This is a genomic window from Pseudomonas sp. NFACC42-2 (assembly GCF_900116055.1).
Classification (GTDB): domain Bacteria; phylum Pseudomonadota; class Gammaproteobacteria; order Pseudomonadales; family Pseudomonadaceae; genus Aquipseudomonas; species Aquipseudomonas marginalis.
This window is the reverse complement of the sequence record NZ_FOZO01000005.1, coordinates 138,729-152,782: the sequence shown is the minus strand read 5'-3', so window position 1 is coordinate 152,782 and position 14,054 is coordinate 138,729. Positions and strand designations below refer to the sequence as shown.

The 14,054-nt window shown below is 63.0% G+C and carries 14 protein-coding genes; 6 read left to right on the top strand and 8 right to left on the bottom strand.

Annotation, left to right across the window (positions count from 1 at the left end):
• Positions 1–9: 9 nt before the first annotated feature.
• Genes hpaH through BM416_RS13095 form a run of 7 tightly spaced genes read right to left on the bottom strand, consistent with a single transcriptional unit; the run spans position 10 to position 6,428 of the window.
• Positions 10–813: a 2-oxo-hept-4-ene-1,7-dioate hydratase gene (hpaH, locus tag BM416_RS13125; RefSeq protein WP_092488329.1), complete on the bottom strand. Its 804-nt coding sequence runs from the start codon at positions 811–813 to the stop codon at positions 10–12.
• Between the two features lie 12 nt (positions 814–825).
• Positions 826–2,130, bottom strand: coding sequence for an MFS transporter (locus BM416_RS13120; protein WP_092488328.1), 1,305 nt, complete (start codon positions 2,128–2,130; stop codon positions 826–828).
• 51 nt (positions 2,131–2,181) lie between these two features.
• On the bottom strand, positions 2,182–2,574 hold the full coding sequence (locus BM416_RS13115; protein ID WP_092488327.1) for a tautomerase family protein: 393 nt from the start codon (positions 2,572–2,574) through the stop codon (positions 2,182–2,184).
• 45 nt (positions 2,575–2,619) lie between these two features.
• Positions 2,620–3,477, bottom strand: a complete 858-nt coding sequence (gene hpaD / locus BM416_RS13110; RefSeq protein ID WP_074845900.1) for a 3,4-dihydroxyphenylacetate 2,3-dioxygenase — start codon at positions 3,475–3,477, stop codon at positions 2,620–2,622.
• A 49-nt stretch (positions 3,478–3,526) separates the two neighbouring features.
• Complete coding sequence (gene hpaE, locus BM416_RS13105) at positions 3,527–4,987, bottom strand: 5-carboxymethyl-2-hydroxymuconate semialdehyde dehydrogenase (protein ID WP_092488326.1); 1,461 nt, start codon at positions 4,985–4,987, stop codon at positions 3,527–3,529.
• 5 nt (positions 4,988–4,992) lie between these two features.
• The gene (locus BM416_RS13100; protein WP_092488325.1) at positions 4,993–5,763 is read right to left on the bottom strand and encodes a fumarylacetoacetate hydrolase family protein; all 771 of its coding nucleotides are present in this window, start codon (positions 5,761–5,763) and stop codon (positions 4,993–4,995) included.
• Entirely contained in the window at positions 5,760–6,428 is a 669-nt protein-coding gene (locus tag BM416_RS13095) for a fumarylacetoacetate hydrolase family protein (protein ID WP_092488324.1), read from the bottom strand. Before BM416_RS13095 ends, BM416_RS13100 begins: the two co-directional genes overlap by 4 nt.
• 161 nt (positions 6,429–6,589) lie before the next feature.
• Between BM416_RS13095 and hpaA the strand changes: the two genes are divergently transcribed.
• The 6 genes from hpaA (at position 6,590) to BM416_RS13065 (ending at position 12,949) form a co-directional block, all read left to right on the top strand.
• Positions 6,590–7,495 carry a 4-hydroxyphenylacetate catabolism regulatory protein HpaA gene (hpaA, locus tag BM416_RS13090; RefSeq protein ID WP_092488323.1) on the top strand — a complete coding sequence of 302 codons (906 nt, stop codon included), beginning with the start codon at positions 6,590–6,592 and terminating at the stop codon, positions 7,493–7,495.
• A gap of 173 nt (positions 7,496–7,668) precedes the next feature.
• Entirely contained in the window at positions 7,669–8,091 is a 423-nt protein-coding gene (gene hpaR, locus BM416_RS13085; protein ID WP_092488322.1) for a homoprotocatechuate degradation operon regulator HpaR, read from the top strand.
• A gap of 168 nt (positions 8,092–8,259) precedes the next feature.
• On the top strand, positions 8,260–9,240 hold the full coding sequence (locus BM416_RS13080) for a helix-turn-helix domain-containing protein (protein WP_092488321.1): 981 nt from the start codon (positions 8,260–8,262) through the stop codon (positions 9,238–9,240).
• A gap of 68 nt (positions 9,241–9,308) precedes the next feature.
• Entirely contained in the window at positions 9,309–10,241 is a 933-nt protein-coding gene (locus BM416_RS13075) for a SphA family protein (RefSeq protein WP_175472343.1), read from the top strand.
• Between the two features lie 10 nt (positions 10,242–10,251).
• Positions 10,252–11,484 carry an MFS transporter gene (locus BM416_RS13070; protein WP_092488320.1) on the top strand — a complete coding sequence of 411 codons (1,233 nt, stop codon included), beginning with the start codon at positions 10,252–10,254 and terminating at the stop codon, positions 11,482–11,484.
• Between the two features lie 16 nt (positions 11,485–11,500).
• Complete coding sequence (locus BM416_RS13065) at positions 11,501–12,949, top strand: amidase (RefSeq protein WP_092488319.1); 1,449 nt, start codon at positions 11,501–11,503, stop codon at positions 12,947–12,949.
• A 62-nt stretch (positions 12,950–13,011) separates the two neighbouring features.
• Here BM416_RS13065 and BM416_RS13060 read toward each other — a convergent pair whose 3' ends face one another.
• Complete coding sequence (locus tag BM416_RS13060) at positions 13,012–13,875, bottom strand: sensor domain-containing diguanylate cyclase (protein ID WP_092488440.1); 864 nt, start codon at positions 13,873–13,875, stop codon at positions 13,012–13,014.
• Positions 13,876–14,054: the final 179 nt, after the last annotated feature.

Genomic DNA, 14,054 nt, shown 5'->3' with positions numbered 1-14,054 from the left:
ACTCTCCCGTTAAACGAATCGGCAGGCAATCGACCCCAGCATGTCGTAGTCGACATGGAAGGTATCGCCAGGGTTGGCCGCCACCGGGCGGGTGAAGGAGCCACCCAGGATGATTTGTCCGGGTTGCAGGGTGACGTCATAGGCGGCCAGTTTATTCGCGAGCCAGGCCACGCCCTTGGCCGGGTGATTGAGCACGGCGGCGGAGACGCCGGACTCTTCGATCACACCATTGCGGTAAAGCACCGCTGGCACCTTGCGCAAGTCGATCTCGCTGGGCCGCACGGCCCGCCCGCCCATGACCACGCCGGCGTTGGCGGCATTGTCGGAGATGGTGTCGAAGACCTTGCGGGTCGCCTTGGTGTGCGGGTCGACCTGCTGGATGCGCGCATCGATGATCTCCAGTGCCGGGATCACCCATTCGGTGGCGTCGAGCACATCGAACACTGTCACGTTCGGGCCTTTCAGCGGTTTGCCCAGGATAAATGCCAGCTCCACCTCGACGCGCGGCACGATAAAGCGCTCGAAGGGGATGTCGGTGCCTTCATCGAAAAACATGTCGTCCAGCAGCGCACCGAAATCCGGCTCGGTGATATTGGACGAGACCTGCATGGCCCGGGAGGTCAGGCCAATCTTGTGGCCGACCAGCTTGCGCCCGTCCCTGATTTTCTGTTCCACCCAGGCGCGCTGGATGGCGTAGGCGTCTTCGAGGGTGATCGCCGGGTGATCGAGGGAAAACTGACGCACCTGTTCGCGTGAACGTTCGGCCTGGTCGAGGCGCGCGGCGGCTTGCAAAATGAGCGATTGATCAAGCATGGCAAAAGTCTCTTATTGAGGGTTGACGATGGCCGCCCGGGTGCGCAGCACCAGCAGGCCGCCAAGAGCAATCAGCAGCGCCAGGACGTACAGGGCCAGGCTGGCGCTCTGGGTGGTGTCGCGCATCCAGCCGATCAGGTAGGGCGCGAAGAATGACGCGATGCTGCCGAACGAGCTGATCAGGGCGATCCCGGCGGCCTGGGTGTTATTGGAGAGGAACGCGGGAGGCAGTTGCCAGAACATCGGCAACGCCGCGCTGGCGCCCATGCCGGCGACGATCAGGCCGCCCAGCACCACGGCCGGGTTGGCGGGGGCGAGCCCGGCGATGGCAATGCCGGCGGCCGACATCAGCAAGGGCACACACAGGTGCCAGCGGCGTTCACGCTGGCGGTCGGACGAACGCCCGCAGCCGATCATGAAAAAACACCCGGCCAGGTACGGCACCGCACTGAGCAGGCCGACCTTGCCGTCGCTGCCGATGCCGGCGCCGTGGATCAGCGTCGGCATCCAGAACGCCAGGGTGTTGACCGCCAGCATCACCGCGAAGTACACCGCCACCAGCAGCCACACCTGTGGGTTGCTGAGAATGGCGGAAAACGAGGTGATGGATTTGCGGTGTTCTTCCTGGTGCAGTTGCTCGCGCAGGTGTTGCTTCTGTTCCGGCGCCAGCCACTTGACCGTCTCGAAGCTGTCCGGCAGGCACTTGAGCACCACCAGCCCGAGCAGAATCACGGGGGCGCCTTCGATGACGAACATCCATTGCCAGCCGCGCAGGCCGCCCAGGTCGTGGAAGTGTTCAAGGATGCCGCCGGAAAGCGGGCCGCCGATCACCCCGGCCATCGGCACAGCGATGGCAAACAGGGCGGTGACCTGCGCGCGACGACCGGCCGGGTACCAGCGGTTCAGAAACACCAGGATGCCCGGGAAGAAACCGGCCTCGGCCACCCCCAGTAAAAAGCGCAGCACGTAGAAGCCCATGGCGCCGTCGATCAGGTACATGCAGGTCGACAGCACACCCCACACCACCATCAGCGTGGCAATCCAACGCCTTGGGCCCACTCGGTCCAGGGCCATGTTGCTGGGTACGCCAAACAACGCATAGGCCACGAAGAACAGGCCGGCGCCCAAGCCATAGACCGTGTCGCTGAGGTTCAAGTCTGCGCTCATCTGCATCTTGGCGAAGCCGATGTTGATGCGGTCGAGGTGGGCGAAGAGGTAGCAGACCAGCAACAGCGGCATCAGCCGCCAGGTAATGGTGCTGTGGGTACGGTCGCGTGCGACCTGGCCGAGGGGGGCGGCGGTATGGGCTGTGCTCATGGTCTTATACTTTTTGTCTGAGAGGCCGAGGGTGTGAACGGGCAGGGCGCTTTAGCCGACCTGCGCCTTGAGGAACGCATGCACGTTGTTCTGCTTGAAGTTGAGCTGCTCGTGCAGTTCGAGCATTTCAAACGACAAGGCCAGCAGGCGCTGGGCCTGAAGCGCGGCGAAGTGCTGGGTGATGACCTCGAACAGGCGCTCGGCGACGTGCTGGCGTGTGGTCAGGTCGCGGCCATGGCCGACCTTCAACGTCATGTGCACGAAGGCGTAGTCATGCTTGCCGTCGGCCATGCGCCAGGTGTCCAGGCGCACGCCACGGCTGCGGATGCCGCCCAGGGGAAACACGCCGCTGGCGTCCAGGCAGGCATGGACTTTTTCAAACAGGCCCGGCAGGTCTGCCTGCTGTTCGATGTTGTCGGTGTATTCAGCGATGAAGTGGGGCATGAACGGCTCCTTCAGGCTGCGCGGGGATGCCGCGCGGCCATGCGGTCAAACAGGGAAAATGGCGTTGATCTGCCCGGTGCCCGAGCTGCCGAAGGGTTCGGTGATGATCTCGGCCGGCTTGTCGTAGTCCGGTCCGCCGAGCAAACCGAGAAGCATGGCGGTGTCGTGCATCTTGCCTTCGCCAAAGCAATGCTCGGCGTAGTCCGGGAGCATGGCGCAGAACTCTTTCCAGCGGCCCTGGCGCCACAGTTCCACCACATGCAGGTCGACCTGTTTGTCGAATTCACGGGTCCAGTTATGGATATTGGCTTCGGCATTGCGGTCGTCGGAGAAGCGGTGCGACAGCGACCCCGAGGCCAGCACCACGACTTTGCGATCGCTCTTCTCGATGGCCCGGCGCACGGCGGCGCCGAAGGTGAAGCTGTCTTGCAGGCGATGCCAGGCACACCAGGCGGCAATCGAAACGACGTTGAAGGTCTGCTCGTCCGGTACGCCCATGTGCATGTAGCGCATCGGCACCAGGGTGCCGTATTCCAGCTCCAGGCTCGGGATGTTGTGGGCCAGGGTACGCACGTCGGCGGCGTTGGCCTCGGCGGCGATCAGTTCGCCCAGCTCCGGGCAGCCGGGGTATTCGTAGGCCATGTTCTTGATGAAGTGCGGCAGTTCGTTACTGGTGTAGATGCCCTTGAAGTGCTCGCCGCTGTTGACGTGATAGGCGCTGTTGACCAGCCAGTGCACGTCGAACACCACGGCGGTATCGGCGCCCAGCTCGCGGGCGCGCCGACCGATTTCCTTGTGCCCGGCAATCGCCGCTTCGCGGCAGCCGTGATGCTTGCCAGGCAGCTCCGATAAATACATCGAGGGTACGTGGCAGATTTTCGCCGCCAGGACGACTTCGCCCATGATGATGCTCCTGAAATTGTTGTTTTTGTCTTCGGGGGACTGGTGTTGCTCAGACGCCCCAGCGTGGAATGTGATGGCTGCCCATCGAGATACACACGTTCTTGATCTCGGCGAACACTTCGAAGCTGTACTGGCCGCCTTCACGGCCGGTGCCGGAGCCCTTCACGCCGCCGAACGGTTGGCGCAGGTCGCGCACGTTCTGGCTGTTGATGAACACCATGCCCGCTTCGATGCCATAGGCCAGACGATGCGCCTTGCCGATGTCCTGGGTCCAGATGTAAGACGCCAGGCCGTACTCGGTGGCGTTGGCCAGTTGCAGCGCTTCGGCTTCGTCCTTGAACGGAATCAGGCACACCACCGGGCCGAAGATCTCTTCCTGGGCGATACGCATGGAGTTGTTCACGTCAGCGAACACCGTGGGCTGGATAAACTGGCCCTTGCTCAGATGCGCCGCCAGGTTGGCCGGGCGCTCCAGGCCACCGGCGAGCAGAGTGGCGCCTTCTTCCATACCGATCTTGATGTAGCCGGTGACCTTGTCGTAGTGGGCCTGGGTGATCATCGAGCCGACCTGGGTCTTCGGGTCTTGCGGGTCGCCGACGATCAAGCGCTTGGCGCGCGCGGCAAACTCGGCGACGAACTGCGGGTACACGCTTTCCTGGATAAAGATCCGGCTGCCGGCGGTGCAGCGTTCGCCGTTGAGCGAGAAGATGGTGAACAGCGCGGCGTCGAGGGCGCGTTCCAGGTCGGCGTCTTCGAAGATCAGCACCGGCGACTTGCCGCCCAGTTCCATGGAGTACTTCTTCAGCCCGGCGGTCTGCATGATTTTCTTGCCGGTGGCGGTGCCGCCGGTGAAGGAAATCGCGCGGACATCGGGGTGACGCACCAGGGCATCGCCGGCGGTGGCGCCGTAACCCTGGATGACATTGAGCACGCCTTTTGGAATCCCGGCCTCCACCGCCAGGCGCCCCAGTTCGTTGGCGGTCAGCGGCGACAGCTCGGACATTTTCAGCACCGCGGTATTGCCCAGGGCCAGGCACGGCGCGGTCTTCCAGGTGGCGGTCATGAACGGCACGTTCCACGGCGACACCAGCGCGCAGACACCCACCGGCTGGTACAGGGTGTAGTTGAGCATCTGGTCATCGACCGGGTAGCTGTGGCCGTCCATGCGCGTGCAGACTTCGGCGAAAAAATCGAAGTTGTGCGAGGCGCGGGGAATCAATACGTTTTTGGTCTGGTGAATCGGCAGGCCGGTGTCGAGGGTTTCCAGTTCGGCCAGGTGGGGCACGTTCTGTTCGATCAGTTCGCCGAGCTTGCGCATCAAGCGCGCCCGTTCCTTGGCCGGGGTGCCGGCCCATTTCGGGAAGGCTTCCTTGGCCGCCGCCACGGCTTGCGCGACTTCCTCGGCGCCGCCGCTGGCGACTTCACCGATGGCTTCGCCGGTGGCCGGGTTGTAGTTGACGAACACGTCTTTGCTTTCGACCTCACGGCCGTTGATCCAATGTTTGATCATGCTGCTCAAGCCTCTTTACGGGCGCTGAAGAACGCCGCTTCGCTGACAATTCGGTTAACCAGGCGGCCTACGCCTTCGACTTCCACAATCACTTCATCGCCAGGCACGACGTCCGCCAGGCCTTCGGGCGTGCCGGTGGCGATCATGTCGCCGGGTTGCAGGGTCATGAAGCTGGACAGGTATTCGATCAGGTAGGGAATGTCGAAAATCATGTCCTGGGTGCTGCCTTCCTGGCGCAGCTCGCCGTTGATCCAGGTGCGCAGTTTCAGGTTGCCCGGGTCCGGCACATCGGCTACATCGACGATCCACGGGCCGACAGGCGTGGTGGCGTCGCGGTTTTTCACGCGCAGGTTGGGCCGGTAGTAATTTTCCAGGTAGTCGCGAATGGCGTAGTCGTTGCACACGGTGTAGCCCGCCAGGTAATCCAGGGCGTCTTCGCGCTTGACGTTGCGCGCCGGCTTGCCGATGACGGCCACCAGTTCGCACTCGTAGTGCATGTAGGCGACGTTATCCGGGCGCCAGGTCACCTGGTTGTGGCCGGTGTAGGTGCCCACGGACTTGATGAAGGCCAGGGGTTCGGTCGGCGGCTTGAACGCCAGTTCAGCGGCGTGGTCGGCATAGTTCAGGCCCAGGGCGAACATGCTGCCGGTGGCCGGTGGCAGCCATTGCACCTGGTCTTCGGCCAACAGGCGACCGTCGGCCAGGCGCACGGCGTTTTCAGCTTCTACTTGTACCGAATGGACTTCACCTTCAAAGCGAATACGGGCGTGTTTCATGGGAGCTCCTCTGCCTTGATGTGGTTGACCAGGCGGCCGAGGCCACTGATCTCGACCTCCACGGTGTCGCCGGGCTGCACATCCACCCGGCCTTCTGGCGTGCCGGTGATCAGCACATCGCCTGCGTGCAGGGTCATGAATTCGCTGATCTCGGCGATCAGCAATGGAATGTTGCGCACGAAGTTGGCCGTGGTGTTGTGCTGGCGAACCTCGCCGTTGACGTACAGCGTGATCGCGAGATTGTGCGGGTTCGAGACCTGTGCGGTGGGGATCAGCTCGGGCCCGATGGCACAGAACCCATCGCGGCATTTGGCTTTGACGGCGGGACGGTAGTAGCTGTCTTCCGGCAGGCTGAACTCATTGACGAGGGTGTAGCCGGCCACGTAGTCGAGGGCTTCATCTACGCTGACGCGGCTGGCGCTCTTGCCCATCACCACCCCCAATGCCGGCCCAGGCTGCAAGCGTTCGCCCTGGCCGGGATGCACCACCTCGGCGCCGTGCTGGTTGCGGGTGTTGGGCGTCTTGATGAACAGCACCGGCTTGACCGGCGGTTTCTGGTACGGCGGCTGTTCGAATTCGGCGAGGCGCTGCTTGAGCAACCCCTGGTAGTTCAGCGCGACACCGAAAAGGGTGCCGGTCGCGATGTCATGCAAGGCACGGCTCATGGGTTCTCCTGGCAGGGCCATGGCGGCCTTGCATTTAGTTAATGTGTTAACAGTTATAATTAAGATGTTAACTATCGTCAAGGGTGTAGACTGTCCACGGGGTGCTTGCAGGGTGAGCACCGCTGCATCAGGGCAATCACAATAAAAACGAGTAGCGTGCGATGAGCGACCGTCAACCCATCCCGAACATCAACATTGGCCAGGTGTACGACCAGCGCTACAGCGACGCCGAAGCCCACTACGACAAGCTGGCCAACCTGGCGGATTTCTTCGGGCGCAACATGCCCGTTCACCGGCATGACCGGTTCTTCCAGGTTCACTACGTAAAAAGCGGCACCGTGCGCGTGTACCTGGACGACCAGCAATACGTCGAGTCCGGGCCGATGTTCTTCCTCACGCCACCCACGGTGCCGCACTCGTTTGTGACCGAGGCCGACAGTGACGGGCATGTGCTCACGGTGCGTCAGCAATTGGTGTGGCAACTGATCGAAGCCGACGCCAGCCTGGCGCCGGCCGGTGTGCAATTGCCGGCCGCGTGTGTCGCCCTGACGCAGTTGGCGCCGCAATACGCGGGCGATATCCGCCGCCTGGATTATCTGTTCGAGGAACTGCGCGAAGAGGTAAAAGCCCAGCGCTCCGGGCGCAGCGCAGCCCTGGACAGCCTGACGCGGTTGATCATGATCAGCCTGTTGCGGCTGTGTTCGAACTCGTTGAAAGCCACGCCCGCCCGCCACGAAGACTTGAAAATCTTCCACCGCTTCAACGAGCTGATCGAAGCGCACTACCAGCAACACTGGCCGTTGTCGCGGTATGCCCAGGGCATTGGGGTGACAGAAGCACGGCTCAACGACGTGTGCCGGCGTATTGCCGACCTGCCGTCCAAGCGCCTGATCCTGGAGCGCCTGATGCAGGAAGCCAAGCGCCTGCTGCTGTTTACCGGCAGCTCGGCCAACGAGATCTGCTATCAGCTGGGGTTCAAGGACCCGGCCTATTTCAGTCGTTTTTTCCAGCGTTACGCCCAGCTCACTCCGGGGGAGTACCGCCAGCGCCAATCGGGATTGCGTTGAGCCAGGCATAAGGGGGGTCTTGTTGATCTTGTGCGGATCATCATGAGCATCGCCGCGGTGCAACAGAATGGCTTTTACGCCGAACCGATTGTACTTTTCACAGCCCCCAGGCCGCTTGCAGCGGTTGGCCGGCGACACTAAGCTGCCGACTCGCCCATCCAATTGGTGCCGATATGGCCAACCCCAGACCTTCGCTGACCCTGACCCTGCTGCAAGCCCGTGAAGCCGCAATGGCGTTCTTCCGCCCGGCGTTGAACAAGCATGCCCTGACCGAGCAACAGTGGCGGGTCATTCGGATCCTGCGCCAGCAGGGCGAACTCGAAAGCCATCAACTCGCCCAGCAGGCCTGCATCCTGAAACCGAGCATGACCGGAGTGTTGACGCGCCTGGAGCGCGACGGCCTGGTGCGTCGGCAGAAGTCCAGCCAGGATCAGCGTCGGGTGTTCGTGGGCCTCACCGAGCGCGGCCAGCAGTGTTTCGTCTCCATGAGCGAAGGCATGGAAAGCAACTACCAGAAGATCGAAGAGCAGTTTGGCGCCGAGAAGATGGAGCAGTTGCTGGGCTTGCTCAATGAGCTGAAAAACATCAAGCCTTGAACGCGCCAATATTTCATTAATAGGTGAACATCTTTGCCCGTAGAGGGCATCGCGGGCGCAAATCCTCACTATCCATTTTCGGCACACATGCACGCGCTGCCCCGGGTTCGGAATGGAACTTGCGTGCGATACGACCTGTAAGCCTTGCAACTGAAAAAGGTTAGGTCAATGAACAATAATAATGTGCAGATGCCTGCGGCCTCGGTGGTGCTTCCACCGGCGTTACCCCTCCAGCGTTTCCTGACCAGCGACATCGACGAGCACGCACGCAATATGGGCGGCTGGCAGGTTCGCTACGATCAGTTGTCACCTGGCCCCTTTGCCGGTGAGTTGCTGGAGTTCCGCTCGGACTGGATGCAACTGGTGCGCGACCGCTCTAATCAGGCCATGGTCAAGAGTGGTGTGGCCTGGAAAGGTGCGATCACCTTCAGTATTCCCTTGAGTGCCGACGGCCCGGTGTATTGCTCGGGGCATCCGATCCACGAGCCCAGCCTGTTGGTGGCCCACGGTGAAAACCTGCCCGAGCTGCACACTCCACAGCACCTGGACCTGCTCGGCGTGGCCATCGAAGAGCACGCCCTGGAACATGTGCTGGAGTGCCAGGGCATTCAGTTTCGAATTACCGATCTTCCCAGGTGTTACCGCTTGGGTGATTCATCCGTGCAACGTGACCTCGCGGCGTTGTTCGACGAGCTGGCGGGCTGCGATGCCGTGCTCGGACATGACTCGATCCGCCGCGGCATCCGCGATGCGGTGATGCTGCATATGCTGGAGTTGATCGCCCCGGACCAGGCGCCACCCCTCAATCCCACGGCGCGCAAAAGGATGGTCGATCGCGCCCGCGAATATGCATTGAGTCACCTGGACGAGCCGCTGTCGATCCTTGACCTGTGCAACCACATCGGCGCCAGCCGGCGCAAACTCCAGTACTGTTTTCAGGAGACCCTGGGCATCAACCCGGTGGCCTATCTGCGGGCACTGCGCCTCAATGCGGTGCGCCGCGAACTGCGAACCAGCACCCAAGCCCACGGCGTACAGGAAGTGGCGGCGCGCTGGGGCTTCTGGCATTTGAGCCGGTTCGCAAGCGATTACCGCACCATGTTCGGCGAAAGCCCGTCCCAGACCCTGCGTCGCACACAACTCTGCTGAAAACGGATAACCGCCTCACTCTGCGCGTTACTAGGATGGCCCACACCACTTGATGGGAGGGGCATTCGATGATTCACCACAATAATGCAAGCGCCACACGCATGACGCTGTTCACCCTGGGGCTGCTGGGTTGCTGCGCCAGTGTCCAGGCCACCGAGAACGGTGCGCCGACCACCGCTGTCGGTGTGTACGATTTCGGCGCGGGGATGATGCCGCCGGCCACGCCGTTCGGGACCGTGGGACTGCGCACGGCGTTTTACTCGGCCAATGTGCAGAAGGACCGTAACGGTCGCTCCGTCGACAACCACTTCTCACTGGATGTGTTGTCCATCGGCGTCGCCTACATGCGCATGACCGATCACACGGTGCTGGGTGCCAACTATGGTTTCGGCGTGGTGGTACCGTTCTTCAAGATGGACGCTTCCGTCAAGGTACCGACCCCGGCCGGCCCGCTGAGCCTGGAGGCCGATCCGTTTCGAATGGCCGACATGCAGTTTCTGCCGGTGATCCTGCAATGGAACCTGTCGCCGAACCTGTTTATCAACACGCAACTGCAGATCCAGGCGCCCACCGGTGACTACGACAAGAATCGTTTGATCTCCCCAGGGCTCAATCACTGGACGTTCTCGCCGATCGTCAACGCCACCTACATCACCGACAGTGGCTTCGAGGTTTCCTCAAGCGTTGAGGTGGACGTCAATACCCGCAACCCCGCGACCGACTACAAGAACGGTGTCGAGTACCGCCACGAATTTGCCGTGGGCCAGCATGTAGGGCCGTGGACCCTGGGCCTGGGCGGTTACTACTACCGTCAGTTCAGCGATGACGACGCGCCGGGGCTGCAATCGGGCAACCGGGCGCGGGTGCTGGCTGTCGGGCCGGCCGTGAGTTACTTCAAGCCCGGTCTGCCGCCCATTTGGCTGCACGCCTACAAGGAAACCGATGCCCGCAACCGTGCCGAGGGTTACACCGTGGCACTGCGCATTTCTCAAAGTTTCTAAGGGGCTGGCCATGAACTCATCACATTCCGATTCCCCCTCGCCGCGGCAAGCCACCGGGCGCCGTGAAGGGCTGGTGCTGATGCTGGGCAGCAGCCTGACCATCATGGGCGCGGCCATGGTCGCGCCGATCCTGCCCAAGCTGGGCGCCGAGTTCGGTGCGCTGGAACCGCGCGCCGACCTGCTGGTGCCTTTGGCGGTTACCGGGCCGGCACTCGCGATTGCGCTGTGCGCCCCCCTGGCCGGCTGGTTGGCCGACCGGGTCGGGCGCAAGGCGTTGCTGGTGATCGCCACGCTGTTGTATGCCGTGCTCGGGGCCATCCCGGCGCTGCTGGATAACTTGCCCGCCATCGTCGGTGTACGCCTGCTGTTCGGCGCGGCGGAGGCGGCGGTGATGACCTGTTGCGCGACGCTGATTGCCGACTATTGGCACGGCGAGGAACGGCTGCGCTACATCAATCGGCAAGTGGTCACCATCGGTTTGGTCGGCTCGCTGTTCTATGTCGTGGGCGGCGCGTTGGGCGAACACTCCTGGCGCCTGCCATTCCTGTTGTACCTGCTGCCACTGCTGTTGGTGCCGATGATGATCAAGGTGCTGTGGGAACCCGCCGCCGCTCGCCAGCCCGTCGAGGTGGCTGAACAGGGCAGGGTGGCCGTGCTGCCGTTGGTGCTCGGTTATCTGCTGATCCTCAGTGGGATGGTGCTGAGTTTTATCGTGCCGATCCAGGCGCCGGTTTTACTCGTCAGCCTCGGCATCACTTCAAGCACGATGATCGGGCTCTCGGCGGGGGGCAGTCTGCTGGCGACCCTGGGCGGTTCGTTAGCCTGGCCGCTGCTGCGCCGGCGCATCGGTATCCCCGGTTGCAATGCGCTGTTGCTGAGCCTGCTGGGCTTGGGGTTGTGGCTGCTGATGCGCGCACCGAGCTACAGCATGGTGCTGGTGGCCGTGCTGATCCATGGCCTGGGCGCCGGGCTGCTGGTGCCCAACGCGATGGCGCCGGTGATGAATGCCCTGAGCGCGAAAACCCGCGGGCGCGGCTTGGGTGGGTTCACGGCGTTTCTGTATTTCGGTCAATTTGTCAGCCCGCTGGTGGTGGCCGTGCTCAGCGTTTACTCGGGTGACGTGCGTCGTTCAATCCTGTGGCTGGCCTGCGCCAGTTTTGCCTCGGCCCTGGCCTGGGCACTGGCAGGCCTGCAAGCACGGCGCAAAGCGCTGACCCAGGCATTCGGATCAAGTCATTCGTAATCAAGAGGAGATAAGCATGGACATCCACAACCTGCTGGACAGCGAAGACGCCACCGGTTTGGCCGAATGGGTCAGGCGCGGTGAGGTGCAGCCCGGCGAGCTGCTGGAAGCGGTGATCGAGCGTATCGAACGGGTCGAACCGCAGCTGAATGCGGTGGCCGAGCGGCTTTACGATTCGGCCCGCCAGTCGGTACGCGCGTCGCGCCCCGGCCCCGGTGTGTTTGCCGGGGTACCGACCCTGATCAAGGATCTGTTTTCGCCGGTCAACGGCGCGGCGATGACCCATGGCTCGCAGGCGTTGGGAGGCGCTCGCGCTGACTTTGAAGCCGAACACGTAAGCCGTATCCGCCGTGCCGGGTGCGTGATTGTCGGTACCAGCACCTCACCCGAATTCGGCACCTCGTATTCCACCGAGTCCAACCGCTTTGGCGCCACGCGCAACCCCTGGAATATCGGTCACAGTGCCGGCGGTTCCAGCGGCGGCGCGGCAGCCTTGGTGGCGGCGCGCGTCGTACCGTTTGCCCATGGCAACGATGGCGGCGGTTCCTTGCGTGTGCCGGCGTCCTGCTGTGGGGTTTTCGGCCTCAAGCCCAGCCGTGGGCTGTTGCCTTCCGGGCCGATGATCGGCGAGGGCTGGGCCGGCATGGGCAGCCCCCATGCGATTACCTTGTCGGTACGTGACAGCGCCGCGCTGCTGGATGCCACGGCCGGGATCGACCTGGGCGCACCCTATGCCGCGCCGCTGCAGGCGCGGCCCTATGTCACCGCGCTGCAGCAGGACCCTCGGCCGCTGCGGATCGCCCTGGTCGAGCAGCTCGGGCCTTGGCCGACCTCCGGCGAAAGTGTGCAAGCCGTACGTCAGGCCGCCAGGTTGTGCGAGTCCCTGGGCCACCGCGTTGAACCGGTCAACTTGCCGGTGGCGCTGCCGGCGTTTCTCGATCAGGTCTTCACCATCATCGGTGCAAGCACGCGTCACTACGTCGATGTGTTGGGGCAGATGCGCGGTTTCGCCGTGCAGCCTGAGGAGCTGGAAGCCCGCACCCGCATTATCTTGCGCTGCAAAGGGGCTGTCAGCGGTGCGCAGTACGCCGGTGCCGTGGAATGGATTCATGCCCTGGGCCGGCAGTTGGCGGTGTTCATGCAGGATTACGACCTGATCCTCACGCCGACCCTGGCCCGCGAGCCGGTGCCGATCGGGGAGCTGGACCTGCAAGACGACCGCTTGAGCCTGGAGGAACTGATCGAACGGTTCCACAGCTACTCACCGTTCACGGCCCTGTTCAATGCCAGCGGGCAACCAGCAATGTCGGTGCCGTTGCACTGGAGCGCTGCCGGCCTGCCGATGGGCGCCCACTTCGCCGCTCGCTTTGGCGAAGAAAGTACCCTGCTGGCCCTTGCGGGGCAGCTGGAGCGGGCCCAGCCCTGGCGCGGTCGGGTTCCGCCGGTCAATGCCTGTCGGTTGTGAGCGTCTGAGGGCTTCTGCATCGGGCGGGTGGACCTACCTGCCTGATGCAAACCGCCTTCTGGTCACTCAGCCGCCAATCGCTGCCTTTTTATCCGGTACATATCACCGTCCGCATGGCTGAGCAGGGTGTCGGCATCCTCTCCGTCCTGGGGATAAACCGCCACGCCGATGCTGCAGGACGGCATCTTCACCCCACCAAACTCGGGCCCCAGCGGCTCGGCCATGACCGCGAGTATCTGCACCACCCTGGCAGAAATAGCCTCCCGCGACGGGATGTCGGTCAACAGCACCGTGAACTCATCACCGCCCATCCGCGCCACCAGGTCGCTGTCGAGTACGCAGCGTTCCAGGCGTCGGGCGATCGCACACAGCACGCGATCGCCCATGGCATGGCCATGCACATCGTTGATGCCCTTGAAGTCATTGATGTCCAGGAACAGCAACGCCAGGCCGCGGTTGTGGGACTGCGCACTGTGCAGGGCCTGGTCCAGCCGATCATTGAACAGTGAGCGGTTGGTCAGGCCCGTCAGCGGATCATGGTGGGCAAGGAAGCGCAGTTCTTCTTCGGCCTGGGTGAGCGCCGTCACGTCCCGTGCGACGCCGATGCGCGCGCCCACCTCTTTGGACCAGAAGGCCGCCCACAGGATGTGCACCACACTGCCATCCTTGCGTAGATAGCGATTGCGAAAGTCGACATGGGATTGACCGTTCATGACCCGCACAATCGAGGCTCGGGTGCGCGCCAGGTCTTCCGGGTGCATGTAGTGGGTGATCAGGGTGCCGACCAGTTCGTCGGCACGGTAGCCGAGCAGGGCCTCGCAGCCATCGCTGACGAAGACAATCTGGCTGTCGCCGTCGACGACAAATACCGTATCCAGCATCAGGTGGATCAGTTTCGGGTACAGCGCTTGCAGGTCAACGGGCATGGGGCATCGGGCGTCCGGTTCATATCGGTCGATCATAGCCCGATCATGAGCAGGGGCGTCGAGCAATCCTGCACATTTTTAGTCCGCTCGGCAGCCGCTGAGAGCGGCCTGGCAGAGGCTTTTCGCGTAGGGGGAGGCGCTGGGAGCCACAGGGAGGGTTGTCGTACAACCGAATGCGC